The following is a 23,502-nucleotide window of genomic DNA, read 5'->3' as shown; positions in this document are numbered from 1 at the left end:
GTGGGGAGCCACGCCGGTCCCCGGTTCTGCCCGTCGCATTCGGCGAACAGGCGCTAAGGTCGTTGTTATATCGATCTAACGGATCGTAGCATTCGGGGAGTGAAGGAGCACACACCATGGGGCGCGTAACCCTCAATGACGTCAGCGCCCGGGCGGGGGTCTCGCGGGCGACGGCGTCGCTCGTGGTCCGTGGCAGCGAGCGGATCTCGCCGGCCACCACCGAGCGTGTACGTGCGGCGATGGTCGAGCTCGGGTACGTCTACGACCGTCGCGCGGCAATGCTGCGCGCGTCCAGGTCGATGACGATCGGCGTGATCGTACCGGAAATCCGCAATCCTTACCTTGGCGAGATGATCATGGCCATCGAGGCGACGCTGCACGGCGAGGGCTTGACGGTGCTCGTCGGACATAGCCACGATCAGTCCGAGCGCGAGTCCCAATTGCTGTCCACGATGGTCGAACGCCACGTCGACGGCCTCCTCCTCCAACCGGCCCAGGATCTCACCCGGGAGCAGGTAGACCGATACACCAAATCGACCGAAACGCCTCTGGTCATGATGATGCGGTACATCGACGAGCAGGACAACTATGTCGGCCCGGACAACGAGGCCGCCGGCCTCATCCTTGGTGAGCACCTGCGCACCCTGGGGGCCCGGTCGGTGACGTTGGTCGGCGGACCGCGGAAGTCCTCCGCGCGCCAGGGACGCATCGCCGGCCTGCGCGCCGGGCTCGGCACGGCAGTCGAGTTCGACTCCGGAGAGGCGACGGCGCTGCCGACGAACTACACCGACACCGGCGAACGCGCTATGGCGCACGTCTTCGACCAGGGCAAGGTGCCGGACGTCGTGGTCGGTTACAGCGACGTGGTGACGATGGGTATGTACGCAGAGATCTACCGGCGCGGCCTGACCCCGGGCCGGGACGTCGCCGTCGCGAGCTTCGACGACGTCCCGATGGCGTCCTGGCTGGCTCCCCCGCTGACGTCGGTGGCGACCTGGCCCAATCGCGTCGGTAAGGCCGCCGCGGAACTGCTGCTTGCCCGGATCGCCGACGGTGCCGCCCCTCCGGAACGGATCGAGTTCGAGCCGGCTCTGCGGCTACGTGCATCGACGCTGTCCTGGGGCAGGCGCTCGCGAGGCTGAGCGGTCGTGTAGTCCGTCGACGGACCACACGTTCGATCAGCCCGTCCCCGACGCGCGAGGCCGCCACGACCTATCGGCCGGTGAACTCCGGGGTGCGTTTGGCCCGGAACGCTGCGACGCCCTCAGCGAGGTCGGCGGTACCGACGGAGAGACCGCCGGCCAGCGCCTCGACCACCGAGGCCGGGGCGCCGTCGAGCGTCGCCGTGACGAGTTGCTTCGCCAGTGCCACGGCCACCGGACCACCGCCCCTGATCCGAGCGCACCAGCCCTCGACGCACTCCTCCAGTGCCTCGGGTGCTGTGACGTCGTTCACCAGTCCCCAGGCGAGAGCGAGGTCCGCCCCGACCTCCCGGCGGGCGAGGATCATCTCCTTCGCGCGGGAGGCGCCGACCAGGGCCGGCAGCCGACCGGTGCCGCCCCAACCGGGGACGGTGCCGAGGCCGGTCTCCGGCAGGGCCACGCGGGTGTCGGTGACCATGATCCGGAAGTCGCACGCGAGCGCGAGCTCGAGTCCGCCACCGAACGCGAGGCCGTCGATGACCGCGATCGTGGGGCACCGGATCGCCTCGATGGCGCTCAACGCGCGGTGTCCCACGGTGATCCAGTCGCGCCACATCTCGACCGGGCTCAGTCCGCCGAACATCGTGATGTCGGCCCCGACGCAGAACACCTTGACGCCCGCCGTTCGCACGAGCACGACCCGGGCCGGGGAGTCGTCGGCCGCCCGGGCTGCGACCTCGAGGTCGCGCAGCATCGCCGGGGTGAGCGCGTTGAGTTTCGCGGCCCGGTCGAGCGTGATCGTCGCGACCTCGCCGGAGGGGTCGAACGAAAGTGTTGCGCTGCCGTGGTTCGGGGACTCGCTCATCGGGGGCTCCCGTCCGCGGCGCCGGCGCGTCGGACCAGCCGCTCGTGCGCCGGATGTCTGGGCAGGGTCAGGCCCATCGCGCCGTCGCGGAACAGCACGGTGTCCATGAGCCGCAGGTCGTCGCTGACCAGCAGCGGGAAGGCGCTGCGGGCCAACACGTCCCGGTCGAGGTCGACGCCGGGCGCGATCTCGGTGACCGTGATGCCCTCAGGTCGCAACTCCATGACGCAGCGTTCGGTCACGTAGATCACCCGCTGGCCCCGGCGCAGCGCCAGTTGGCCGTTGAAGGTCACCGCGGCAACCTCTGGCACCAGCTTCGTGTGTGGGCCGTCCTCGACGATGCCGAGTCCGTCGGCACCGACCTCGATCTGGCGCCGTCCGGCCGTGAACGAGCCGACGAACACGATCTCCGGGGCGGCCGCGGTGATGTCTGCGAAGCCACCGACCCCGGCCGTGACGTGCCGGCGGCGAGGGAGGTGATGGACGTTGACGTTGCCGCGGGCGTCGATCTCCAGGAACGACAGCAGCGTGTGGGAGAAGCCCGCCCCCTGCAGGAGCGTGAACTGGTCCGCGCTCTGCATGATCGCGTCGGGGTTCTGTGAGCAGCCGAAGGCGAAGTCGAGCAACGGGACGCCGCCGACCGCGCCCTGCTCGAGCACCCACGAGACGGCAGTACCGTGACCTTCCTCGTTCAGAACGTGCGGTACCAGGGCGGAGACGCCGAAGCCGAGGTTGACGGTCTCGCCCTCAGCCAGTTCTTGAGCTGCGCGTCTGGCCATCACCTTCTCCAGCGAATACGCGACCGGGGGCAGGTCCGCGAGTGGGCGGCGCAGCTGCCCGGATATGGCCGGGTCGTAGCGGGTGCCGGTCGTCTGCATCTGGTCCGGGTCGAGGACGACGGCGTCCACGAGGATTCCAGGGACGCGCACCTTCTGGGGGTCGAGGCTGCGACCGCTCGCCACACGCTTCACCTGGGCGATGACCAGGCCGCCGTTGTTGTGGGCCGCATAGGCGAGGTCGAGCGCTCCGAGCGGCGAGCCCTCGTCCTCGAATGTGAGGTTGCCGTACTCGTCGGCCGTGGTCGCCCGGATGATCGCTACGTCGGGGACGATCGAACGGAAGAAGAGCCATTCCTCGGACCCGACGGTGTGCAACTCGACGATATCCGCCGGCGTGGTCTCGTTCATGCGACCACCGCGATCACGCGGGTCGATGAAGGTGCCCTCGCCGACCTTCGTCAGCACGCCGGGCTGGTGGGCCGCGACGGCCCGGTGCATCTGGAACAGCGTGCCCGACGGAAAGTTGTACGCCTCGACCTGCTCGTTCTCGATCATGGACCAGATCGCGGGCGGCTCCGCGGACGACGGCCCGGACGGGTAGGAGCCCGCCACTACCCGCGTCAGCAGGCCGGGCTGGGCGAGGTGGTCGATGCCCTTGATGCCGTACATGTCCCCGGCCGCGATCGGGTGGACCGAGGTGAGTCCCCGCGGGGACTGCGTCTGCCTGAACCGCTCACCGATCCCCTGCAGCACCGAGTCCGGACACCCGAGCCCGGACGACGAGCTGACGGTGAGGACGTCGCCGTCCTCGATGAGGTCGGCCGCCGCACGCGCGGTGAGGATCTCGACTTTCTTCATGCCTACCAACTCTCTTCCAAGATGAACGTGGCCCCACCCGAACAGGGTGGGGCCACGCCGCTAGCGGTTACTCGCCGCCCAGTCCGGGCAGCCACAGAACGACGTCCGGCACCAGGATCGCGAGCGCCATCGTCGCCACGATCACGAGCGCGAACGGGGCCATGGGTTTGACGGCCTGGATCACCGGGATCTTCCCGATCTTCGCGGCGAGCAGCAGGCACAGCCCGTAAGGCGGCGTGATCAAACCGAACGCGAGCGAGATGACGGCGACCACGCCGTACTGGACCGGGTCCACGCCGGCGGCGAGCACGGCCGGCGCGAGCACCGGAATCATGATCGCCATCGCTGGGAGTGCGTCGAGGAACGTGCCCAGGACGAGGAAGATCGCGACCACCACCCAGAGGATCGCCCAGCTCGGGACCCCGGCGAGGGCGTCCTCGAAGATGAACGGGATCCGGTAGAAGGCGAGCAGGTACGCGAACACCGCGGCTGCGGCAAGCGCGAACAGCGGCAGCGCCGTGAGCAGCGCGCTCTCCCTGAAGATCTTCGGCAAGTCCCGGATCTTGATCGTGCGGTAGACCACCAGGCCGAGGAACAGCGCGTAGAGCACGGCCAGGACGGATGCTTCGGTCGCGGTGACGAAGCCACCGATGATGCCGCCCAGGACGATCACGATCATGACCAGGGCCAGAGCCGAGTCCCGGAACGCGACCGCGACCTCCTTGAACGGCAGTCTCGGCTCCCGCGGATAGTCATGGCGGCGCGCCTCGATGTAGGCCACGAGCATCATCCCGCCACCGATGAGGATCCCGGGGATCACGCCGCCGAGGAACATCGCACCGATCGAGGTGTTCGTCAGGGATCCCCAGACGACCATCTGGATGGACGGTGGGATGATCGTGCCGATGACCGCGGATGCTGCGGTGATGCCGACGGCGTACCCGGCCGAGTAACCCCGACGCTTCATCTGCGGGATCAGGATCGAGCCGAGGCCTGCTACGTCTGCCGTCGAGGACCCGGAGACGCCACCGAAGCCCATCGACGTGGCGACGTTGACCATGCCCAGTCCACCTCGGACCCATCCGACCAACGCATTCGCGAGGGCGAGCAGCCGGTCGGTGACCTTGGCTGCGTTCATGATGCCGCCGGCCAGGACGAAGAACGGCACCGCCAGGAGCACGAATGAGTCGACCCCGGAGTACATCCGTTGCGTGAGGAGTTCGGTGTTGAGCCGGTCCGCCAGGAAGAAGAACGGCAGGCACGCCAGCAGCAGCGCGTACGCGATCGGGACGCGCAGCAGGCAGATGCAGATGAAGATGACCAGCAGCGAGACCGCGATGGCGACCATCACTCACCAACTCCTTCGATGCCGTGACCCTCGGGGGTGACCGCGGTCTCGTCGATCAGTTCGGCGCCGATCTCCTCCACGGATTCGCCGCGCAGGGTCCGGACCGCAAGCTCGACGACGAAGAAGAGCATGCAGAGCCCGGCGACCGGCAGGGAGGCGAACGCCCAGCTGAGGGTGATGCCAGAGGTCGTCGACGTCCGGCCCAGCCCGGTCTCAGCGAACGCGAACCCGCCGACGATGATCGCGATGGAGGCCACGGCGAGCAGGACGAGGATGACCAGCTGGATCGGGACGCGGAACCTCGTTGCAACCTTCGACGGGATGACGTCGATGATGAAGTGCTCGTTGCGCCGGATGGCGAGGGCCGCGCCCAGGAAGACCAGCCACTCCAGGCAGAGCCTGGAGATCTCTTCGGTCCAGATCGCGCGGGGGATGAACGGCACGTAGCGGCCGATCACCTGGTACGAGACCACGACGGTCAGCGCTGCGAGGAGCACCGTCACGGCCACGAGGAGGGCTCGGTAGAGCCGATCTGCAGCGGTGACCATGTCAGTCCCGCAGGTCGATGATCTGCTGCAGCGTGTCTTCCATGCCCCACTCGGCCGCGTACTGCTCCCAGACCGGCTGAACCATGTCGAACGCGCCGGACGTGTCTGCCTCGACCACGGTCACGCCGTCCAGTGCGGCCAGGCCGGCGAGCTGCTCGTCGTCCGTCGTCGCCTCGAGGTCACGCTCGTAGGCTCCGGCCTCATCGGCCGCCTCGAGCACGGCGGCCCGTAGGTCCTCGGGGAGTTCCTCGAGTGTCGACGCCGCGATCATCACCGGCCGGATCGTGACCTCGTGGTTCGTGATCAGGATGTTCGAGGCCGGCTCGTAGAACTTCTGGCTCTCGATGAACACGGACTCGTTCTCGGCCCCGCCGACGACGCCGGTCTGCAGCGCGTTGTAGAGCTCGTTGTAGGCGACCACGGTGGGCTCGAGCCCGATGGCGGAGAAGGAGTCGGTCAGCACCTCGCTGGGCTGCACCCGGAAGAGCCGACCGTTGATGTCATCGATGCTCTCCGCGGGCTCGGTGAAGAACATCTGCCGGATGCCGCCGCCGAAGTACGTCATCGGGACGACCCCGGAGGCCTCCTCGATGCTGGTGGCGAGATCCTCGGCGATCGGTCCGTTGATGATCTCGTCCCGCTGCTCCCGGCTCGTGACCAGGAACGGCATCGACAGGATGGAGACCTGTGGCACGAACTCGGCGATCGAGCCTGGCGCCACGATCGCGATGTCCATCGTTCCGGACTGCATGGCCTGGAACATGTCCGTCTCAGTGCCGAGTTCGGCGTTCGGGTGGACCTCGACGGTCACTTGGCCGTCGGTCTTCTCCTCGACCAGCCGGGCGAACTCGTCCAGGCCGAGGTCGAACGGGGTGTCCGCGGCAAGCTGGTGGCCCGCGACGAGCACATGGGGCTCGCCCTCGGCCTCGCCGCCCTCCCCGTTGATGGCGTCCTGGTCGCAGGCGGCGACGCTCGCCGTCAGCGCGGCAGCGACCAGCAGGACGCCCGCGCGGCGCCGTGCACTCGTGGTGGTTCGCATGGTGGTGGACCCTCTCAGTCTTCGTTGACGCCGTCACGACGGGTGACGGTCGGCCGGGAGTCCGGGTCTTTTCGACCCGGTAGATCGATCACATTAGAATAGTCACCCAACACAGTCAACCCGCAAGGACCAGCGTGACATCACGGTCGCGAACCTGTCGACAGGACCACAGTCTCCGCACGTTCTAGCGGCCTAGCCGGAGCCCGCTCAATTGATCATCCAGGTTGCAAGAATCGGTAGACCGATCTACGCTCAGCCGGTCCAATGGCCCGAAGGAGCACCATGCGCACCCCACCGATCGTCACCGCCGACGAGGCCGTCGGCCTCATTGCCGACGGCGCGACCGTCACCGTCTCCTCCTCGTCCGGCCTCGGCTGCCCCGATGCCGTGCTGGCAGCGCTGGGCCGTCGATACCGGGACACCTCAGCCCCGGGCGGACTCACTCTGATCCATCCGATCGCCGCCGGCGACATGTACGGCATCAAGGGCATCGACCATCTCGCCGAGCAACCCGGGCAGCTGAGCCGGCTGTTCGCGGGGAGCCTGCCGTCGGGTCCGTCCGACTTCGGTCCCCCCGCGGTGCGCGCACTCATCGAGAGCGGTGGCGTGCAGGCCTACAACATCCCCTCAGGGGTGCTCTTCCAGATGCATCGCGCCGCGGCCACGCGGCAGCCCGGCGTCCTGACCGAGGTCGGTGCAGGCACCTTCGCCGACCCGAGACAGGACGGGGCACGGATGAACGCCGCCACCGAGGAGTTCGTGCGGATCGAGCACCTGGCGGGCAAGGACTGGCTGTTCTATCCCGCGCTCAGTGTGGACGTCGCGATCATCCGGGCAACCACGGCGGACCCGTTCGGCAACCTCAGCTTCGAGCAGGAGGGCGGCACCCTCGGGGCACTCGATCAGGCGTATGCCGCCCACAACAACGGCGGCATCGTGATCGCCCAGGTGAAGCGGACTAGCCCGGACAGATTGCCGCCGTCGACGGTGCGCGTCCCTGGGATCGTGGTGGACGTCGTGGTCGTGGTCCCCGAGCAGATGCAGACGACCCAGATCTCCTATGACCCGACGATCTCCGGCGAGGCGTCCCGGTCGCTGGCCGAGATCGAGCCACTGCCGTGGGGACCCGAGAAGGTCATCGCCCGGCGGGCCGCCGCAGCGCTGCACCACGACGACATCGTCAACCTCGGTTTCGGCCTGTCCGCTGGGGTGCCGCGGGTGCTGCTCGAGGCCGGTCACGAGGACGAGGTGACCTGGGTCATCGAGCAGGGACCGATCGGGGGCTTCCCGCTCACCGGCTTCGCGTTCGGCTCCGCAATGAACCCGCATGCGCTGATGCCGAGCATCGACCAGTTCACCCTGCTGGCCGGCGGCGGCATCGACGTCGCCATGCTGTCCTTCCTCCAGATATCTGGAACCGGCGATGTCAACGTCTCCCACCTGCCGAGTCGGTCGCACGTCACGGTCGGTATCGGCGGCTTCGCCGACATCACGACATTCGCGCCGCACGTCGTCCTCTCCGGATACTTCACCGCCGGCAGCCGGGACATCGAGGTCGGCGACGGGCGCCTGACCATCCGCCAGGACGGTGACGTCGCGAAGTTCGTCACCGACGTCGCGCAGATCAGTTTCGCTGCGCGCAATGCCCTCGACCGTGGGCAGCAGGTGACGGTCGTGACCGAGCGCGCAGTCCTGCGCCTGACCCCCGCAGGACTCGAGGTCACCGAGATCGCCCCCGGCATCGACCTCCGGCGGGACGTCCTCGACCGCGCCGACTGCGACCTGCTGGTCAGCGACGACCTTCGCCTGATGGACCACAGGCTCTTCCGGGAAGTCGCGCCACAGCTGGAACTCGGCCCTCGCCGTCGACCATTGCTCATGCCTGCGGGACGCCCACCCGTCCCTGCCGCGCCGCCCACCCGGTGCGGAGCGACCTCCCACGCATAACCGTCCGTGTCCGTGAACGGGTCAGCGTCGGTTCCGATCACCGGGACCCGTCCGCCCGCGCAGGCGCGACTCACCGATGCCTGGATCGGCCGCCGTCGTCTCGACCTGCCGCCACCCGAGCGGTCAGGTGCCGTCAGCGCGCAGTTGGGCTGGCTCCGGAGACACCTGCGGCGGGCCCTTGGGAGGGTCGAGCAGTTCGAGCAGCCGTGCCGCTGAGGCATCGGCCTGATTGGCGGAGACGACGGAGACGACCCATTCAGGGGTCGACTCGCGTGGAAGGCTGATCGTCGCGAGACCAGCGGCTTGGGCCTTCTCCGCCACATGCTCCGGGACGAGCGCAATTCCGAGACCACGATGGATCAGATCGAGGAGCGTATGGATGTCATCGACGGTGCACCGGACTCTTCTCGACACCCCCCGCGCCGAGCAGGCCGCGTCGTTGAGGGAGCGCACCCCCCACGACTCACGGAAGTCGATGAACTCGTGATCGCGTAGCTCGGCCCATTCCACACCCGCGGCGCCCCCGAGAGGATGCCCCGGCGGCACGAGCAGCACCACCGGCCGCCGCCCGAGCTCCGTACTGCGGGCGGTGGCCAGGTGTTCGGTCGTGGCAACGAACGCCACATCGAGGTCGCCCGCGCGGACCTGCGCGACGAGGTCATGCGAGCCGGCCTGGGTGAAGTTGATGTCGACGAGCGGATACCGGCGATGGAACCGCTCGAGCAGCGGCGGCACGTCGACGATGCCGAGGCACTGCTCGGCGCCGACGTGCAGCCTGCCGGACAGCGAATGGGTCGCGCGCACGACTGCATCGCGGCCCGCGGCCGCCTGGGCGAGTGTGGCCCGCGCAAACGGCAGAAGGGCAAGCCCGGCATCGGTGACGTCCACGCGGCGGGTGGTCCGCGTGAACAGCGGTGTGCCGAGTTCGTCCTCGAGGTTGCGGATCGCGGCGGACAGACCCGACTGCGAGACTCGGCAGAGCGCCGCGGCGCGGGTGAACTGCTGCTCATCCGCGAGGGCGACGACGTACTCCATCTGACGAAGATCCATTGATCGACGACCCTTCTCAATCGCATCACAATTAGTTGTTTTACTTCTTTCCTGGCGCTCCTTAGCGTAGATGCACACGTCATCGAACGAAGGGCACGTCTTGCAGCAACGAAACCTGGGCACGCGTTCCGTCGGCGCGATCGGACTCGGCGGCATGCCCATGTCGATCGAAGGGCGGCCTGATGAGAAGCGGTCGATCGCTACGATCCACGCAGCCCTCGATGCCGGCGTCACCCTTATCGACACCGCCGACGCCTACCACCGCGACGCCGGCGAGGTCGGCCACAACGAGGATCTCATCGCCGGAGTCCTGCGCACCTACTCCGGAACAGCCGATGACGTGCTCGTTGCCACCAAGGGCGGGCACCTGCGTCCCGGCGACGGCTCGTGGACCGTGAACGGTCGGCCCGACTACCTGAAGGAGGCGGCCAAGGCATCCGCACGCCGGCTTGGCGTCGAGGCGATCGGCCTGTACCAGTTCCACCGCCCCGACCCCGACGTCCCCTACGCGGACTCGATCGGCGCACTTCGCGATCTCCTCGATGAGGGCGTGATCATCATGGCCGGCATCTCGAACGCGACCATCGCTCAGATCGACGAGGCCAACGAGGTGCTCGGTGGACGACTGGCCTCGGTCCAGAACCAGTTCTCGCCGGCTTTCCGCTCGAGCCTTGATGAGCTTGACCACTGCGCTGCTCTCGGCGTCGCGTTCCTGCCGTGGTCGCCGCTGGGCGGCATCAGCCGCGCGGGCGCGGTGGGCGAGCACCACACGGCGGTCCAAGCCGTTGCCGACGCACACGGCGTGAGCCCCCAGCAGGTCGCGCTCGCATGGGAGCTGTCCCTGGCGCCGGTCGTCATCCCCATCCCTGGCGCGTCCCGCCCCGCCAGCATCAACGACTCGGTGCGGGCCACCGAGCTGGTGCTGAACGCCGGCGAACGTGCCGCCCTGTCGAGTGTCGGCTGACCTCCTCGCCGCGCCGCCGCACAACCCTCTGAAAGGACAACAGTCGTGAAGACGTTCACTCTGCCGGGAACCGAGATCGTCGCTCCCAATGTCGTGCTCGGCCTGATGCGCATCGCCGACAAGACCGATGACGAGGTGCGTGACCTGGTCGGTGCCGCCCGCGACGCCGGTATCGACTTCTTCGACCACGCCGATGTCTACGGCAACGACCTGCACGGGTGCGAGCGCCGCTTCGCGGCGGCGATGCACCTGACGCCATCACAGCGCGACGAGATCACCATCCAGACGAAGGCGGGAATCGTGCGGGAGGGCCCGTACTTCGACTTCTCCTACGAACATCTCGTGGGGTCCGTCGAGGGGTCCCTCACGGCGCTTCAGACGGACCGCATCGACATCCTGCTGCTGCACCGTCCCGATGCGCTCGTCGAACCGGAAGAGGTCGCCCGAGCGTTCGACGACCTTCAGTCCTCCGGCAAGGTGCGCGCCTTCGGTGTGTCGAACCAGACGCCGCGGCAGATCGACCTGCTACGCAAGCACGTCCGACAGCCGATCGTCGCCAACCAACTGCAACTGTCGATCACCCACGAACCCATCATCGCCCAGGGCGTCTCCGCGAATATGCTCGACGAGCAGCAATCCGTCAACCGCGACGGCGGCGGCATCGTCGACTACTGCCGCCTCCACGACATCACGATCCAGGCGTGGTCGCCTTTCCAGGCAGGCTTCTTCAACGGTGTGTACCTCGGCTCCCCCGACTACCCGGAACTCAACGCCGTGATCGACCGGCTCGCCACCCATTACGACGTGCCACCGATCGCGATCGCGACCGCGTGGATCACCCGCCACCCGGCCCAGATGCAGGTCGTGCTCGGGACAACGAACCCCGAGCGTGTCGCGGGCGCGGCGCAAGGTTCCGAGATTCCGCTGACCCGTGCCGAGTGGTACGAGTTGTTCCGCACCTCCGGGCACCTCGTTCCGTAGCGGTAGTCCCACGCCAAGGTGCCCGTCGCGCCGGTCGTAGGCGAGCACCACCCATCATCCAGTTCCAGGAGAACGTGTCATGACTCAGGACTCTGTCGCATACCGCACCCTCGGCCGCAGCGGTGCTGCCGTCTCAACCCATGCGCTCGGCACGATGACTTTCGGCGCCGAGGCCGACGAGGCCACGTCGCATGCACTGCTTGACGCCTACGTCGCCGCGGGCGGCAACTTCATCGACACCGCCGACGTCTACAGTGCCGGTGTCAGCGAGGAGATCATCGGCCGGTGGCTCGCCGCGCATCCCACCGAGGCCAACCAGCTCGTGCTCGCGACCAAGGGACGCTTCCCGATGGGCGAGGGGCCCAACGACCTCGGTACCTCCCGGCGCCACCTTCGCGCTGCCCTCGACGCCTCCCTGCATCGGCTCGGGGTCGAACACATCGACCTGTACCAACTACACGCATGGGACGCGATCACCCCGCTGGACGAGACTCTGCGGTTCCTCGACGACGCGGTCACGGCCGGCAAGATCGGCTACTACGGATTCTCGAACTTCACCGGCTGGCAACTCACCAAGGCCGTCCACCTCGCCCGAGAACAGGGCTGGGCGCCACCCGTGACCCTCCAACCGCAGTACAACCTCCTCGTCCGAGGGATCGAACTCGAAATCGTCCCGGCCGCCCTCGACGCCGGTATCGGACTGCTGCCGTGGTCGCCACTGGGCGGTGGCTGGCTCAGCGGGAAATACCGCCGCGATCAAGCTCCGAGCGGTGCGACGCGTCTCGGCGAGAATCCGAACCGCGGGATGGAAGCCTGGGACAAGCGCAACGCGGACGAGCGCACCTGGCGGGTCGTCGACGCGGTCTCTGCCGTCGCCGATGAGCACGGGGTGACACCGGCGCAGGTGGCGTTGGCCTGGGTGGCCGCGCAGCCCGCGGTCACCTCCGTCATCCTCGGCGTCCGGACGCTCGAACAGCTTCGGGACAACTTGGCCGCAGCCACCCTGACGCTGACGGCCGAGCAACTCGACCGGCTCACCGCCGCCAGTGCCCCGGAAATCGAGGACTACCCCTACGGCGCGCCAGGCACACGGCAACGCCACCGCAACCTCGCCGGCGGACGCTAGCACCGTACGCTCAGCGCGACAGGGTCAGCCCACCCGTTGCGGCGCGGCCTCCCACGCGTAGCCGTCCGCGTCGGTGAACGGGTCCGCGTCGGTCCCGATCACCAGCCGGTGCGACCCCGAGCCCTCGGGCGAGAGTCCGGCGTCCTTCGCGGCGCCCTTGCGCGGGTACAACGCGAGCTTCACGTCGCCCGGCCCGGCGGTGAACTCGGCGTACTTGCCGCCGAAGCTGCGCGCGACCTCGAAGCCGCGCTCGACGTAGGCGGTCTTGCTCGCCTTCACGTCGGCGACCCCGAGCAGCAGGACGAGGTCGTCGAACTCGCGTGTGGCCGGGCCGGAGTCCTTCTTCGACGAGCTCGCGATCTTCCAGATCGCGCCGTCGGGTGACTGGACCACGCCGCCGTAGCCCCAGAACGACTTCTCGGCAGGCTTGAGCACGCTCGCACCGGCGTCGACGGCGGCCGCCACGAGCGCGTCGACGTTGCCCGGCTGGCCCGTGACCAGCGAGATGGAGTACCCACGGAAGCCCTGGCTCGGCGCGCCACCGGCGCGCACGCCGATCCGGTCGCTCACGCCGAGGGCGTCGCACACGGCGGCAGTGGCGGCCGGGTCGGAGGACTCAAGGGTCAAGGACGTGATGGCACTCATCGGAATCACCTGTTCTGATCGACTGGGATGGAGCGCCGAATCGGCCCACGGGGCGGCGATCTGGCGTGTCCTCCACGCTAGGACCGCCCCACCGGTAGCTGCTTCTCGATTCCTGACCACCCTCCGGACCGTGGCGGTCTCTCACGCCGCGGGCCGCACGGGGCGCTGGACAAGCTCTCTCAGGTGACGGGCCAGCAGGTCCGGCTGATCGAGCGGCACGAGGGTCGCCGCATCCGGGATCCGCACGAGTTCGGCGTCGGGCAACAGGTCCGCGAGGCGCGGGCCGTGCTCGGCGGGCATCATGCGGTCGTCCTCGGCCCACGCCACGAGCGCGGGACCGGTGAACGCGGCGAGTCCGCTGGACCAGTCACGAGTGGCTGGGATCGGGAAGCGGGCGCTGAACCGGCGCAGGTCCTCGCGAATGCTCGCCTCGCGTGAGGGTTCGAACCATCGACGCATGCGTTCGTCCGGGATGGGATGGGCGGCCATCGAGGCTGCGAGCCGGCGCCGCACCGCCCGCAGCTTCGTCAGCTGCGCCTGAACGGCGAGCCCACCGGGGATCCTGGACATGCGCGCCAGCATGCGCCCCGGTTGTCCGGCGGGCACGTTGTCGAACGCCTCACAGGCGACGAGGGCGAGCCGGGTGACCCGATCGGCAAGGCCGAGTTCGACGATGATCTGCGCCCCACCCCAGTCGTTGAGCACCAGCGTCACCTCACGCAGGTCGAGCGCGACGAGCAGGTCCGCCACGAGCCGGGTCAGTGACTCGTTGGTCAGCTCGTTCTCGGGCGCCGGATGACGGTGCGCACCGAGCGGCAGGGTGGGGGCGATGCAGCGCATGTCGGGCAACCGGTCGATCACGCCATCCCAGATGGTGCGGTCCAGGAGTGGCCCGTGCAGGAGCACCAGGGCAGGTCCGTCTCCGCCGGTGTCGGTGAGATCGAGCGTCGCGGTCTGCAGGTCGAGCGCGGGCATGGCGCTCACCTGGTGCGCTGGTGGATGGTGACCAGCACGCCGTCGCCGTACGTCGTCGCCTCGGTCAGCGTCCAGGTGCTCCTGTCGGGTGTCTGCGCCCACAGGCTCCGGCCGTACCCGAGGATGACGGGAGAGACCATCAGGTGGATCTCGTCCACCAGGTCGTGCGCGAGGAGGCCCTGGGCGAGCTGGATGCTCCCGGCGACGGAGATCTCGCCGTCGACCTCGCTCTTGAGTCGGGACACGTCCTCCACGAGGTCTCCGGAGAGCACGGTGGTGTTGGTCCACTTCGGGTCGGCGAGCGTGCGCGAGACGACGTACTTCGGCATGCTGTTGTACTTGTCGGCGAGCTCACCTTCGTACTGTGGCCAGGCCTCGGCGAACCCCTCGTAGGTCTTGCGGCCGAGGAGCAGTGCCGCGGATCGGAGCGCTTCGACCTCCTTGAACCGCTCGCCGTCGGGTCCGCGGTCGACCTCGAAGCTCCAGTCCGGGTACTTGAAGTCCTCGCCACCCGGCGCCTCCACGACGCCGTCGATGGAGATGAACTCTGTGATCACGATCTTGCCCATGTCAGTTCTCCTTGATCCGGTTGCCGGAACCCACCACGTCGAGAAGCCGGTCGAGGGTGACGTCGAAGCTGGTGTGCACGTGGATGCTCCGGTCGCCGCGCGGCGCCAGCAGCCCCTGCTCGTCGGCGCGGTAGAGCTCGGCGACGCTCGTTGCGATGTGCGGGCGGAAGCCCGCGTCCTCCAGCGCACCGGCCCATGCCTCGTCGGGAAGCGTGGCGACATGGAGTTGCCGGCCGAGCGCGTCACCGAGCGCGACGGCGACCGCCCTCTCGGAGTACGCAGGCCCGATGATGTCGACCGCTTCACTGGCGGCGGGGGGCGAGAGGAGAGCGTCGGCGGCGACGGCCCCGAGGTCCTCGGTGGCGACCATCGGCTGCGGAACGTCGGCGGAGGCCGCGAACACCGGGTAGACACCGCTCTCGCGTGCGACCTCGACCAGGTCGGTGACCTTCTCCTGGAAGTGGCCCGAGCGCAGTGCCGTCAGGGTCGTTCCGGTGGCCAGTAGCGCCTGCTCCAACCGGTGCAGTCCGGTGATGGGCCCAGTTCCTTCGGCCAGATCGGCCCCGCCGGAGGAGAGCATGACCACGTGCGGAACCTGTCGGTCGGCGACCGCACCCGCGATCGAGCCGATCAACCTGTCGGCGTGCGCGTCGAGGTCATCGACGGTGAGGTCGAACGGCAACAGCACGAAGAACCCGGTGCAGCCTTCGAGCGCTTCGCCGAGTCCGGCCCGGTCGTCGAGCGCGACCACACGCGCCTCGGACCTCCGTGCCTCCCAGGCATGGGCATCGGCCTGACGGCGAACCAGGACTCGAACGTCCGCACCCGCGGCGAGCAGGCTTCGTGCCGTGGCGGATCCGACGCGGCCGGTTGCTCCTGCGACGACGATTCTGCCCACGTCAGTTCTCCCTGATGAAGGTGCGCAGGGCGTCAGCGAGCACCTCGGGGGTGGTGCTGTGCTCCTCACCGGGTACCGGCTTGAGGGTCGCGGTCGGCAGGTGCCCGGCGATGGCCCGTGCCGCATCGGCGAGGAACGGCCAGGTGTCGATGCCGTGCATGGCCAGCACGGGTACCTCCACCCGGTCCCAGAGGTCGGCCCGCAACGGCCTGCCGGACATCGCGTCGCCGACCTGGCGGCCGTCGTAGGCGATCGTCGGGGCGATCGCCTCGAGGCCGGGCCAGAAGTCCTCGCCCCGCATCCCGGCCACCATCTCCTCCGGCATCATGACGGCGGCGGTCATGAACAGGGCGACGGCATCGCCCGGCCGGCCCGCGGCCACGGCCGCCTCGAGTTGCTCGACGTAGTCGTGAGGCAGCGGCGGACGCGAGTCGTCGGTCACGGCGTTCGCCTCGAACACGGCCAGCCGCGCGATCGGGACGCCGGCCTGGGCGGCGTTCAGGGCAAGGTTCCCTCCGGAGGACCAGCCGAACACCGTCGCCGGACCGCCGTGGCCGGCCTGGTCGATGATCGCGGCCAGGTCCTCGAACTCACGCCCGACGGCGTAGGGCAGGTTGTCGCCGCTCTCGCCGCGTCCGCGGCGGTCGTAGTTGATGACGAGGAACTCGTCGGCGAGCAGGTCCGCCGTCCGCGCGTTCTCGGGGGTACTGGCGCGGTACGCGGTCGCGCCGTCGATGATGACGATCGGGTCGCCGTCACCCCACGCCGTGTAGGCGATGGTGGTGCCGTCGACCGAGGTGACAGTGCCGTCGGACATTGACGTTTCTCCTCATTCTCGGATGCGGTGTCGATCACCGCGATGAGATGACGTTAGGAATTGACCGGGTCGCCTGGCTTGTACAGGAGCGACATCGGCTCGGCGGCGTCGTCGCGCCGCTGGAGCTGTGTCGCGGTGCGGCCGATGAACCGCTGGAGCGACCGCGCCAGATGTGGCTGGTCGTAGTAGCCGAGCCTGTGTACGGCGTCGAGTGGTGCGGCGCCTTCACCGAGCAGCACCGCCGCTTCCCGCGCCCGGTGGATCTGTCGGATCGCGCCCTGGGTGAGGCCGGTCGCCGCGGCCACTCGCCGTTGCACCGACCGCGAGCCCACCTTCGCGATGCCGCCCCACACCACCTCGTCAACCAGCGGGTCTCGGACGAGCACGCCGGCGTCGACGAGCTTGCGGACCAGGAGTTCCGCGTCATCGAGGTCGGGGATCTCCCACTGCTCGTCCCGCAGCTCGAACGTACGCCCGGTGACGCGCGGGCTCTCCAACTCGCTGTCGACGAGGCCGGCGTTCGGCAGGTGCGGCATGGACGTTCCGTGCGCGAACGTGATACCGAACGCCTCCGAGTCACCGGTGATCGGTACCGTGGAGGCCGTCGTCTCCGGTCCCCGGACCGCGGCATGGGCGACGCCTTCGTCCTCCCAGAACACCAGTTCCCAGGTCGACGTCGCGACCGAGGTCATGGTCCCGGCGCCGTAGGTGCGGCCGCGCCAGACCCGGTCCACATAGGGCGAGTCCGAACCACGGTGAACGCTCTCGATCGACATGCCACACCTTTCGACAGGAGCGCGGAGTTAGCGAAGATCCGTTGACGATATGAGCCGGTCGGCGGGCTCGCGTCGGCCGATGAACGTAAGCGTCGCTACGTCGACCGACGTACCGACTGCACCAGGTGATCGTCCCGCGATCAGCCTCTCCTCGGTAGTGCCGCAACCGTGCGGTTTCTCGACCTGGCCGCATCGATGTACGTCACACGACGTAGCCGAAGTGTCGCGGCTCGCGGTACCTGGCCGGTGCTCGGACGCGCGAGCGTAGAACGTCCACCAATCGCTCAAGGAGGATCATCGTGAGAATCCGCCGCACCGCGTTCGGCCTCGCCGTGATCGAGCATGCCGGTGAGGCTGTAGCCGCACAGGTTCGGATTGGCACGGAGCTCACTGAAGGAGTGCGCTCGCTGCCTCGACTGCTTGAGATGACTGTCCCTGAAGAACTCCTCGGGCGTGGCGTGGATGCCCGCGAGCCCGAGGCGCTCCCAGTCCGACTCGAGCCGCTCGGCGAGCCCGCGGAAGAAGGCACCGTCCGGCAGATCCTCGGGCCAGCCCTCCTGCTCGTAGCGTCGGGTCAGGGTCCACACGTCCAGCAGGCTTCCCACGCCGAACTCGGAGACGAACACCGGCTTGGTACCGGCACCGATCGTCCGGATCCGCTCGCTCTCGGCAGCAGTGCGCGGTTCAACCGGGTAGAGGTGGACGTCTCCCATGCCCTCGACGTATCCGCCGGGCAGGCCACGGGCGTGGGCGTCCGGGATGAGTCCGCCCGCGGGAGGCACTCCGGGTTCCTCGGCACCCCACTCGAACTGCCACTCGCGCGATCCGGGGTTGCTCACCGAACCGGTGTCGAGTTGAGCGTCCCAGCGACCGCTGCCCAGCAGCACGAGGCGATCGTCGTCGACCTCGCGCAGGCGAGACAGCAGGTCGGCCGCATGTCGGCAGACGGCGCCGTCCCGCGTCTCGTTGAGCAGGCCCCAGATGACGACGCTCGGATGGTTGCGGTCGCGGCGCACCATGCCGAGGGTCGCGGCGTCGAACCGCTCGGCCATCCGCGGGGAATCCTCGAGGCACCACGCGGCGGCGCACTCGTCGTAGACCATGAGGCCGATCTCGTCGCAGAAGTCCAGTTGCTCCTGGAACGGTAGGCCGGCGATGAAACGCACCATGTTGAACCCGGCCGCCTTCGCGAGCACGAAGTCCCGGCGCATCAGGTCGGGGTCCTGTGGCGTGATGGCACCCGCCGGGAACTGATTGCCCGAGTGGGTCGAACGCACCAGCACGCGGCGACCGTTCAGGCGGAAGAAGCCACGCTCCACCCGGAAGTCCCGGAAGCCGCAGCGGACCGAGAGACGATGCTCGGACGCGTCCGGGACATCGCCGGCGCGCACGGTGGCGTCGAGGCGGTACAGCGTGGGGTCCTCGGGACTCCAGGATCTCGGGGCAGTGACTGACAGAGCCAGCCGATGCTCCGATTCGCCCGGCCGGAACTCGCCCTCAGCGGTTGCCTCCGTGACCGGCTCGCCGCCGGCGCCGTGGCTCACCAACACCGTCAGAGTTCCCGTCCTGGACACACCCGTGTCGTTGCACACGGTGACCGTCACCGGCAGGTCGCCGGAGGGCCATCGCGGGCTGGCCACGAGATCGGTGATGCGCAGCCGCGGGACGGAGGTGAGCCGAACCGGCCGGAAGATGCCGCCGTAGTTGTACTGCCAGCCCGAACGCACCCCACGTGGCACCTTGTTGCGGTGGGGGATCTCGCCGATGACAAGCCCGTCCACGGGTTCGTCGGAGGGGTTCACGACCCGCACCGCGACCAGGTTCTCCTCGGCGCGCTTCACCAGATGCGTGACCTCGAAGTGGAAAGGCAGCTCCCCGCCGTCATGCGTGCCGAGCGGTGTCCCGTTGAGCCAGACGTCGGCTCGGTAGTCCACGAACTCGAACTCGAGAAACAGCTGTCGGTCAGGATCGGCCGACACCTCCGCGACGAACCGGTGCCAGTACCAGGCGATCCCGTGCTGGTCCGGAAAGACCTGCTGGATCGCGCCGGGTACCGGTGCCGAGCGGGCGGCGCGGTCGGGCGAAGTGGCCCAGCCCGAGGCTCGTCCGGCGTCGTCCGGATCCATGGCGAGCGACCATGCGCCACCAAGTTCCTGGGTGGTTGGGCAGGCCGACGTTGCTGCCGGTTCCATGCATGCTCCAAGCGAGGGGGCTCAGCAGGGTGCGACGGGTCAGTCCCGGTTCTCCATGGCGTCGACGACGCGCTGGTAGGAGGCATTGACGTGCCCCCGGATGTGCGCGACCGCTTCGTCCACCCTCTTGTTCGCGATGTGGCCGAGCAGTTCCCGGTGGTCCGGCTCCCAGCTCTCGCCGTAGTCCTTGCGAAGCGCCAGGCGCGTGATCAGGAATGACGAGATCTGGGCCTTGAGTCCGTCCCAGGCACGGATCAACCGATCGTGCCGCGACGCCTGCATGATGCCGTCGTGGAAGGCGATGTCCAGCTCGGCGATGAGTTCCGGCGTCAGGGTGTCCGGGGTCGCCTCGAGGAACCGGTCCAGCACCCGTCCGAGTTCCTCGATGTCCGCCTCGGTCGCGTGCTGGCAGGCCCACTCGGCACCGAGCGCCTCCAGTACCGTGCGGAGGCTGAAGATCTGGTCGATGTCGTCTCGGTAGAGCTCGACCACCCGGGCGCCCTTGTAGCGCTCGATGACGATCAGGCCCTCGCGTTCGAGTTTGACGAACGCCTCGCGGATCGGCCCTCGGCTCACGCTCATCTGCGTGGCGAGTTCGTCCTCACGCAACCGCTCGCCCGGCGGCAGCGAGCCGGAGACGATGGCTGCGCGCAACTGGTCGGTGACGTCGTCGGCGAGCACTCGTCGCTGAGCTGGGCCGAACGTCACTGTGCTGTCCCCTGGCGTCATCGATTCATCCTTCGCACATCGATCAGTGTAGGGCGTACGCTACGCATTCCGCCGGAACCCATGGACCTCACCCCTTCGTTCCGCCGCCGGCCATCGCGGTGGTGAACTGTTTCAGCATGAGCGCGAGCAGGACCGCCGAGATGATGATCGGAATGAGCAGCAGCACCGCGATGCCGCCCGGCGGTGTGTTCTGCATGAACTCGTTGCCGCGCATGAACTGTGCGATCGCCGGCGGGAACGTCCGCGACGCCGGGTCCTGGACGAGGGTCAGCGAGAGCAGGAACTCGTTCCACGTGCCGATCAGCGAGAACGCGGCGATCGCGGCGATCGCACTGGCCGCGTTCGGAACCACGATGGTGAAGAACGTCCGGAGCGCGCCGGCGCCGTCGATCGCCGCTGCCTCCTCGATCTCCCGCGAGGACCCGGCGAAGTAGACGCGGAAGTACAACAGCGCCATCGGTAGTCCCCCGGCGATCAGAATGATCATCAGGCCGGCGGGGTTGAGCAGTCCGAACTTCGCAGCCATCAGGTACAGCGGGAAGATCAGGATCATGCCCGGAATCATCTGCACGAACAGCAGCAGCCCGGAGAACCCGTTGACGACGAGCCTGCCGACCGAGCCCCGCCAGCGCGCCAGCGCGTAACCGCCGAGCGAGGCCACCAGCACCGAGCCCGTCGTCACGACGATCACCAGCAGGACGCTGTTGCCGAAGTTCCTGATCAGCGCCGGCGCCGTTGCGGTACCGCGCCAGATCGCGTCACTCGTCAACACCGAGATCCAGTTGTCGAGGGTGAACTCCGCCGGGAAGATGCGTGCCGTGCCGGGCCCGGGTGGCCGGCCGTCGAACGACTGGCTGAGCAGGTAGAGCGTCGGGATCGAGGAGAAGATCGCGAAGGCCAGCGCGGCCACCGGGATCACCCGGTTCCGCTTGGGGCGCAGCTTCGCCGACCCGAACGCACGACGCCGGGTGACCGGGGCCAGGAGGAGATCGAACGAGTCCCCTGCCTTCGACGCCACCGCCGTGACACGTGCCTTCACCCGGGCGACGCCGACGGCCCGGATCACGAGCCAGCCCACCAGGCCCATGATGCCGATGGTCAACGCCATGATGACGGCGGCGATGAAGGTGGTGGCCGCGGCCAGGCCCACGCTGAAGCCGCCACCGAAGCCGAGCTGGTAGGCGTACGTCGCGAGGGTCTGGGTGGCGTTGAGTGGGCCACCGCCGGTGGCCAGATAGATGAGGTTGAACTCCTGGAAGCTGCCCATGAAGTGGAAGACGCAGATGGCGGCGCTGATCGGCAGCAGGGCAGGCATCGTGACGTTGCGGAACTTCGCGAGCCGGCCACCGCCGTCGACCTCGACCGCCTCGTACTGCTCGGTGGGGATCCGCTGCAGTCCCGCCAGCAACAGGATCGAGTAGAACTGGAACGACCCCCACGCGTTCATGAACAACAGCGTGGGCCAGACCGTCTGCTCGTTCGCGAACAGGTTGCCCCAGTCCAGTCCGAGCGCGGCCGGGACCCCGGTGATCGGGTCGAACACCAGCTTCCAGGTGTTGATCGCGATCGGGCCCGAGATCACGAACGGCAGCAGCACCACGACCTGGAGACCGCGCATGCCCCGGGTGGCGCGGTTGAGTGCCAAGGCAGCGAGGAACCCGATGATGTAGCTCGGGATCACCCCGCCGAAGCCACGGATGAATGAGTTCCTCGTGTACAGGAGGGCGTTCGGGTCGGCGAAGAATGCCTTGTAGTTCGCGAAGCCGACGTACTCGCTGTTCTCGATGTTGAAGGTGCTCCCGCTGTGCATCGAGATCACGAAGCTGTAGATCAGGGGGTAGGCGACCAGGCCGAGCACGAGCAGCACCGCCGGCACCAGGAAGGCGGCGTAGACGAGCGACGATCGCCGCATCCCCTTGCGCTTCCTGGTCACCACCGTGCCGCCCGTTCCGGCCGGGCCCGGGGCCCGACGCCGTGACCTGGCGTCGGATGCCCGGCCGGCGGGATCCGCTGTGTCGATCGAGGTATCCGGGACCGAGCTTCGGACCCCACCAGCCGCTGCCATCTCAGCCGTTCACCTCCGCAAGGACGGCCTCCGCCTGCGTCATCGTGGTCTCGGCCATCTCCGCCGGGTCGGTGCCGCGCAGCACGAGCTCCTGCATGGCCGGGTAGAACAGGTTGTTCATGAACGGCTGCGCCGGAACGGGCGCAGGCTCTCCAGCGATCTCCAACTGCTGCGCGAACACGCCGAGATACTCCGGGTCGCTCTCGATGGTTCCCTGGTTGAGCGCCTTGAGCGGACTCAGACCGCCCCGAGCCACGGTCACCTCGCTCTGGTATTCCTCGCCCCGGACGAGGAGGAACTCCCAGGCCTTCTCCTGCTTCTTGGAGTCGGCGTGGATCATGTAGGACGAGCACTCCCAGAACGTGCTCGGAGTACCGAGGTTCGGCAACGGCGCCACCCCGATGTTCTCGTGCACCTCCGGGTACTGCTCGGCGACGGACTTGATCCATGGCCCGACCGAATAGGCACCGAGGATGCCCTCGGAGAAGCCGCCGTCGGTCTCCTCCCAGCCCCACGTGGCCACGTCGGTCGTCGTCGCCCCGTAGGTGTGCACCATGTCGTAGTAGAACTGGTACATCGTGGTGAGGACCTCGGCGTCGAATCCGAGCTCGAACGCGCCGGGCTCACCGACGACCGTATTGCCGCCGGCCGACCACAACATCGGCAGGACGTTCGAGGAGCCACGGCCATCGCCGGTCTTCGCCTCGAATCCGAAGGCGTAGCGGTTGGGGCCCACCATCGAGGCGGCCCACTCGCCGAACTCCTGGACGCCCCAGCCCTCGACCGGCGTCTCGGCCCAGTCCCTGCGGTACACGATCGCGCGGCAGTTCACCCCGGACGCCAGCGCATACACGCTGCCCTCGGACGTCCCGAGGCGAAGTCGGCGTCATACCCCGCCGCGCGCATGTCGTCCGTCACGTAGTCGTCGAGAGGTGCCAGGTTGATGCCACTGGCCCGCAGGTAGTGCATGCCCTCGGAGGTCCACTGCACGAGGTCGGGGCCATTGCCCGCCTGCTGGACCGTGGCGAGCTGCGAGGCGTAGGTCTCGTCCTGGAGGGTCAGCAGCTCGAGCTTCATCCCGATCTTGTCGCCGACGTACTCCTGGAGGAACTCCAGCGACTCGGCGGACAGGCCCGATGACGAGATCACCAACGTGTCGTCATCCGCTTCACCGCCGCCACCACCGCTG

General features: G+C 68.3%; 22 protein-coding genes. 5 read left to right on the top strand and 17 right to left on the bottom strand.

The features are described from left to right. Positions 1 to 116: 116 nt before the first annotated feature. Positions 117 to 1,142, top strand: a complete 1,026-nt coding sequence (locus KCQ71_RS05340) for a LacI family DNA-binding transcriptional regulator (protein WP_223403618.1) — start codon at positions 117 to 119, stop codon at positions 1,140 to 1,142. 70 nt (positions 1,143 to 1,212) lie between these two features. On the opposite strand, the gene KCQ71_RS05335 is transcribed toward KCQ71_RS05340, so the two are convergent. The 5 genes from KCQ71_RS05335 to KCQ71_RS05315 all read right to left on the bottom strand — a co-directional run bounded on the left by KCQ71_RS05335 (position 1,213) and on the right by KCQ71_RS05315 (position 6,579). Then, positions 1,213 to 2,007, bottom strand: a complete 795-nt coding sequence (locus KCQ71_RS05335) for an enoyl-CoA hydratase/isomerase family protein (protein ID WP_223403617.1) — start codon at positions 2,005 to 2,007, stop codon at positions 1,213 to 1,215. Beyond that, positions 2,004 to 3,644, bottom strand: a complete 1,641-nt coding sequence (locus tag KCQ71_RS05330; RefSeq protein ID WP_223403616.1) for an acyl CoA:acetate/3-ketoacid CoA transferase — start codon at positions 3,642 to 3,644, stop codon at positions 2,004 to 2,006. Before KCQ71_RS05330 ends, KCQ71_RS05335 begins: the two co-directional genes overlap by 4 nt. A 67-nt stretch (positions 3,645 to 3,711) precedes the next feature. After that, positions 3,712 to 4,992, bottom strand: a complete 1,281-nt coding sequence (locus tag KCQ71_RS05325) for a TRAP transporter large permease (RefSeq protein WP_223403615.1) — start codon at positions 4,990 to 4,992, stop codon at positions 3,712 to 3,714. Then, positions 4,992 to 5,540, bottom strand: a complete 549-nt coding sequence (locus KCQ71_RS05320) for a TRAP transporter small permease (protein WP_223403614.1) — start codon at positions 5,538 to 5,540, stop codon at positions 4,992 to 4,994. The genes KCQ71_RS05325 and KCQ71_RS05320 overlap by 1 nt, the downstream gene beginning before the upstream one ends. 1 nt (position 5,541) lies before the next feature. After that, positions 5,542 to 6,579 carry a TRAP transporter substrate-binding protein gene (locus KCQ71_RS05315; protein ID WP_223403613.1) on the bottom strand — a complete coding sequence of 346 codons (1,038 nt, stop codon included), beginning with the start codon at positions 6,577 to 6,579 and terminating at the stop codon, positions 5,542 to 5,544. 282 nt (positions 6,580 to 6,861) lie between these two features. On the opposite strand from KCQ71_RS05315, the gene KCQ71_RS05310 reads away from it, so the two are divergent. Continuing rightward, positions 6,862 to 8,526: an acyl CoA:acetate/3-ketoacid CoA transferase gene (locus KCQ71_RS05310; RefSeq protein ID WP_223403612.1), complete on the top strand. Its 1,665-nt coding sequence runs from the start codon at positions 6,862 to 6,864 to the stop codon at positions 8,524 to 8,526. 123 nt (positions 8,527 to 8,649) lie between these two features. Here the strand turns inward: KCQ71_RS05310 and KCQ71_RS05305 are convergent, their stop codons facing one another. Further along, complete coding sequence (locus KCQ71_RS05305) at positions 8,650 to 9,561, bottom strand: LysR family transcriptional regulator (protein WP_223403610.1); 912 nt, start codon at positions 9,559 to 9,561, stop codon at positions 8,650 to 8,652. A 115-nt stretch (positions 9,562 to 9,676) separates the two neighbouring features. Between KCQ71_RS05305 and KCQ71_RS05300 the strand changes: the two genes are divergently transcribed. The 3 genes from KCQ71_RS05300 (at position 9,677) to KCQ71_RS05290 (ending at position 12,647) form a co-directional block, all read left to right on the top strand. Next, positions 9,677 to 10,540 carry an aldo/keto reductase gene (locus KCQ71_RS05300; protein WP_223403608.1) on the top strand — a complete coding sequence of 288 codons (864 nt, stop codon included), beginning with the start codon at positions 9,677 to 9,679 and terminating at the stop codon, positions 10,538 to 10,540. A 45-nt stretch (positions 10,541 to 10,585) separates the two neighbouring features. Continuing rightward, on the top strand, positions 10,586 to 11,521 hold the full coding sequence (locus tag KCQ71_RS05295) for an aldo/keto reductase (protein WP_223403606.1): 936 nt from the start codon (positions 10,586 to 10,588) through the stop codon (positions 11,519 to 11,521). A 79-nt stretch (positions 11,522 to 11,600) separates the two neighbouring features. Then, the gene (locus tag KCQ71_RS05290) at positions 11,601 to 12,647 is read left to right on the top strand and encodes an aldo/keto reductase (protein WP_223403604.1); all 1,047 of its coding nucleotides are present in this window, start codon (positions 11,601 to 11,603) and stop codon (positions 12,645 to 12,647) included. Between the two features lie 24 nt (positions 12,648 to 12,671). Here KCQ71_RS05290 and KCQ71_RS05285 read toward each other — a convergent pair whose 3' ends face one another. From KCQ71_RS05285 to KCQ71_RS05235, 11 genes are all read right to left on the bottom strand, one after another. Further along, on the bottom strand, positions 12,672 to 13,292 hold the full coding sequence (locus KCQ71_RS05285; protein ID WP_223403602.1) for a VOC family protein: 621 nt from the start codon (positions 13,290 to 13,292) through the stop codon (positions 12,672 to 12,674). Between the two features lie 141 nt (positions 13,293 to 13,433). Then, positions 13,434 to 14,267, bottom strand: a complete 834-nt coding sequence (locus tag KCQ71_RS05280) for an alpha/beta fold hydrolase (protein WP_223403600.1) — start codon at positions 14,265 to 14,267, stop codon at positions 13,434 to 13,436. Positions 14,268 to 14,272: 5 nt separating this feature from the next. Next, positions 14,273 to 14,836 carry a dihydrofolate reductase family protein gene (locus KCQ71_RS05275; protein WP_223403599.1) on the bottom strand — a complete coding sequence of 188 codons (564 nt, stop codon included), beginning with the start codon at positions 14,834 to 14,836 and terminating at the stop codon, positions 14,273 to 14,275. A 1-nt stretch (position 14,837) separates the two neighbouring features. Next, positions 14,838 to 15,734 carry an NmrA family NAD(P)-binding protein gene (locus KCQ71_RS05270; protein ID WP_223403597.1) on the bottom strand — a complete coding sequence of 299 codons (897 nt, stop codon included), beginning with the start codon at positions 15,732 to 15,734 and terminating at the stop codon, positions 14,838 to 14,840. A 1-nt stretch (position 15,735) separates the two neighbouring features. Further along, positions 15,736 to 16,551, bottom strand: coding sequence for an alpha/beta fold hydrolase (locus KCQ71_RS05265; RefSeq protein ID WP_223403595.1), 816 nt, complete (start codon positions 16,549 to 16,551; stop codon positions 15,736 to 15,738). Between the two features lie 53 nt (positions 16,552 to 16,604). Then, positions 16,605 to 17,327, bottom strand: coding sequence for a helix-turn-helix domain-containing protein (locus KCQ71_RS05260; RefSeq protein WP_223403593.1), 723 nt, complete (start codon positions 17,325 to 17,327; stop codon positions 16,605 to 16,607). Between the two features lie 284 nt (positions 17,328 to 17,611). Continuing rightward, positions 17,612 to 19,519: a glycoside hydrolase family 2 protein gene (locus tag KCQ71_RS05255; protein WP_223403591.1), complete on the bottom strand. Its 1,908-nt coding sequence runs from the start codon at positions 19,517 to 19,519 to the stop codon at positions 17,612 to 17,614. 39 nt (positions 19,520 to 19,558) lie between these two features. Continuing rightward, positions 19,559 to 20,248 carry a GntR family transcriptional regulator gene (locus KCQ71_RS05250; protein WP_223403589.1) on the bottom strand — a complete coding sequence of 230 codons (690 nt, stop codon included), beginning with the start codon at positions 20,246 to 20,248 and terminating at the stop codon, positions 19,559 to 19,561. A gap of 67 nt (positions 20,249 to 20,315) precedes the next feature. Continuing rightward, complete coding sequence (locus KCQ71_RS05245) at positions 20,316 to 22,160, bottom strand: ABC transporter permease (protein WP_223403587.1); 1,845 nt, start codon at positions 22,158 to 22,160, stop codon at positions 20,316 to 20,318. Between the two features lie 154 nt (positions 22,161 to 22,314). Next, on the bottom strand, positions 22,315 to 23,166 hold the full coding sequence (locus KCQ71_RS05240; protein ID WP_223403585.1) for an extracellular solute-binding protein: 852 nt from the start codon (positions 23,164 to 23,166) through the stop codon (positions 22,315 to 22,317). After that, positions 23,142 to 23,462, bottom strand: coding sequence for a hypothetical protein (locus KCQ71_RS05235; RefSeq protein ID WP_223403583.1), 321 nt, complete (start codon positions 23,460 to 23,462; stop codon positions 23,142 to 23,144). The genes KCQ71_RS05240 and KCQ71_RS05235 overlap by 25 nt, the downstream gene beginning before the upstream one ends. Positions 23,463 to 23,502 lie beyond the last annotated feature (40 nt).

This window comes from Occultella gossypii (genome assembly GCF_019947135.1).
GTDB classification, from domain to species: domain Bacteria; phylum Actinomycetota; class Actinomycetes; order Actinomycetales; family Beutenbergiaceae; genus Occultella; species Occultella gossypii.
This window is presented reverse-complemented; position numbering and strand designations above follow the sequence as displayed.

Bases quoted from the DNA above. Each gene is read 5' to 3' on its own strand.
- KCQ71_RS05340 (WP_223403618.1), top strand. From the start codon at position 117: ATGGGGCGCGTAACCCTCAATGACGTCAGCGCCCGGGCGGGGGTCTCG.
- KCQ71_RS05335 (WP_223403617.1), bottom strand. From the start codon at position 2,007: ATGAGCGAGTCCCCGAACCACGGCAGCGCAACACTTTCGTTCGACCCC.
- KCQ71_RS05330 (WP_223403616.1), bottom strand. From the start codon at position 3,644: ATGAAGAAAGTCGAGATCCTCACCGCGCGTGCGGCGGCCGACCTCATC.
- KCQ71_RS05325 (WP_223403615.1), bottom strand. From the start codon at position 4,992: ATGGTCGCCATCGCGGTCTCGCTGCTGGTCATCTTCATCTGCATCTGC.
- KCQ71_RS05320 (WP_223403614.1), bottom strand. From the start codon at position 5,540: ATGGTCACCGCTGCAGATCGGCTCTACCGAGCCCTCCTCGTGGCCGTG.
- KCQ71_RS05315 (WP_223403613.1), bottom strand. From the start codon at position 6,579: ATGCGAACCACCACGAGTGCACGGCGCCGCGCGGGCGTCCTGCTGGTC.
- KCQ71_RS05310 (WP_223403612.1), top strand. From the start codon at position 6,862: ATGCGCACCCCACCGATCGTCACCGCCGACGAGGCCGTCGGCCTCATT.
- KCQ71_RS05305 (WP_223403610.1), bottom strand. From the start codon at position 9,561: ATGGAGTACGTCGTCGCCCTCGCGGATGAGCAGCAGTTCACCCGCGCC.
- KCQ71_RS05290 (WP_223403604.1), top strand. From the start codon at position 11,601: ATGACTCAGGACTCTGTCGCATACCGCACCCTCGGCCGCAGCGGTGCT.
- KCQ71_RS05285 (WP_223403602.1), bottom strand. From the start codon at position 13,292: ATGAGTGCCATCACGTCCTTGACCCTTGAGTCCTCCGACCCGGCCGCC.
- KCQ71_RS05280 (WP_223403600.1), bottom strand. From the start codon at position 14,267: ATGCCCGCGCTCGACCTGCAGACCGCGACGCTCGATCTCACCGACACC.
- KCQ71_RS05275 (WP_223403599.1), bottom strand. From the start codon at position 14,836: ATGGGCAAGATCGTGATCACAGAGTTCATCTCCATCGACGGCGTCGTG.
- KCQ71_RS05265 (WP_223403595.1), bottom strand. From the start codon at position 16,551: ATGTCCGACGGCACTGTCACCTCGGTCGACGGCACCACCATCGCCTAC.
- KCQ71_RS05260 (WP_223403593.1), bottom strand. From the start codon at position 17,327: ATGTCGATCGAGAGCGTTCACCGTGGTTCGGACTCGCCCTATGTGGAC.
- KCQ71_RS05255 (WP_223403591.1), bottom strand. From the start codon at position 19,519: ATGGAACCGGCAGCAACGTCGGCCTGCCCAACCACCCAGGAACTTGGT.
- KCQ71_RS05250 (WP_223403589.1), bottom strand. From the start codon at position 20,248: ATGACGCCAGGGGACAGCACAGTGACGTTCGGCCCAGCTCAGCGACGA.
- KCQ71_RS05245 (WP_223403587.1), bottom strand. From the start codon at position 22,160: ATGCGGCGATCGTCGCTCGTCTACGCCGCCTTCCTGGTGCCGGCGGTG.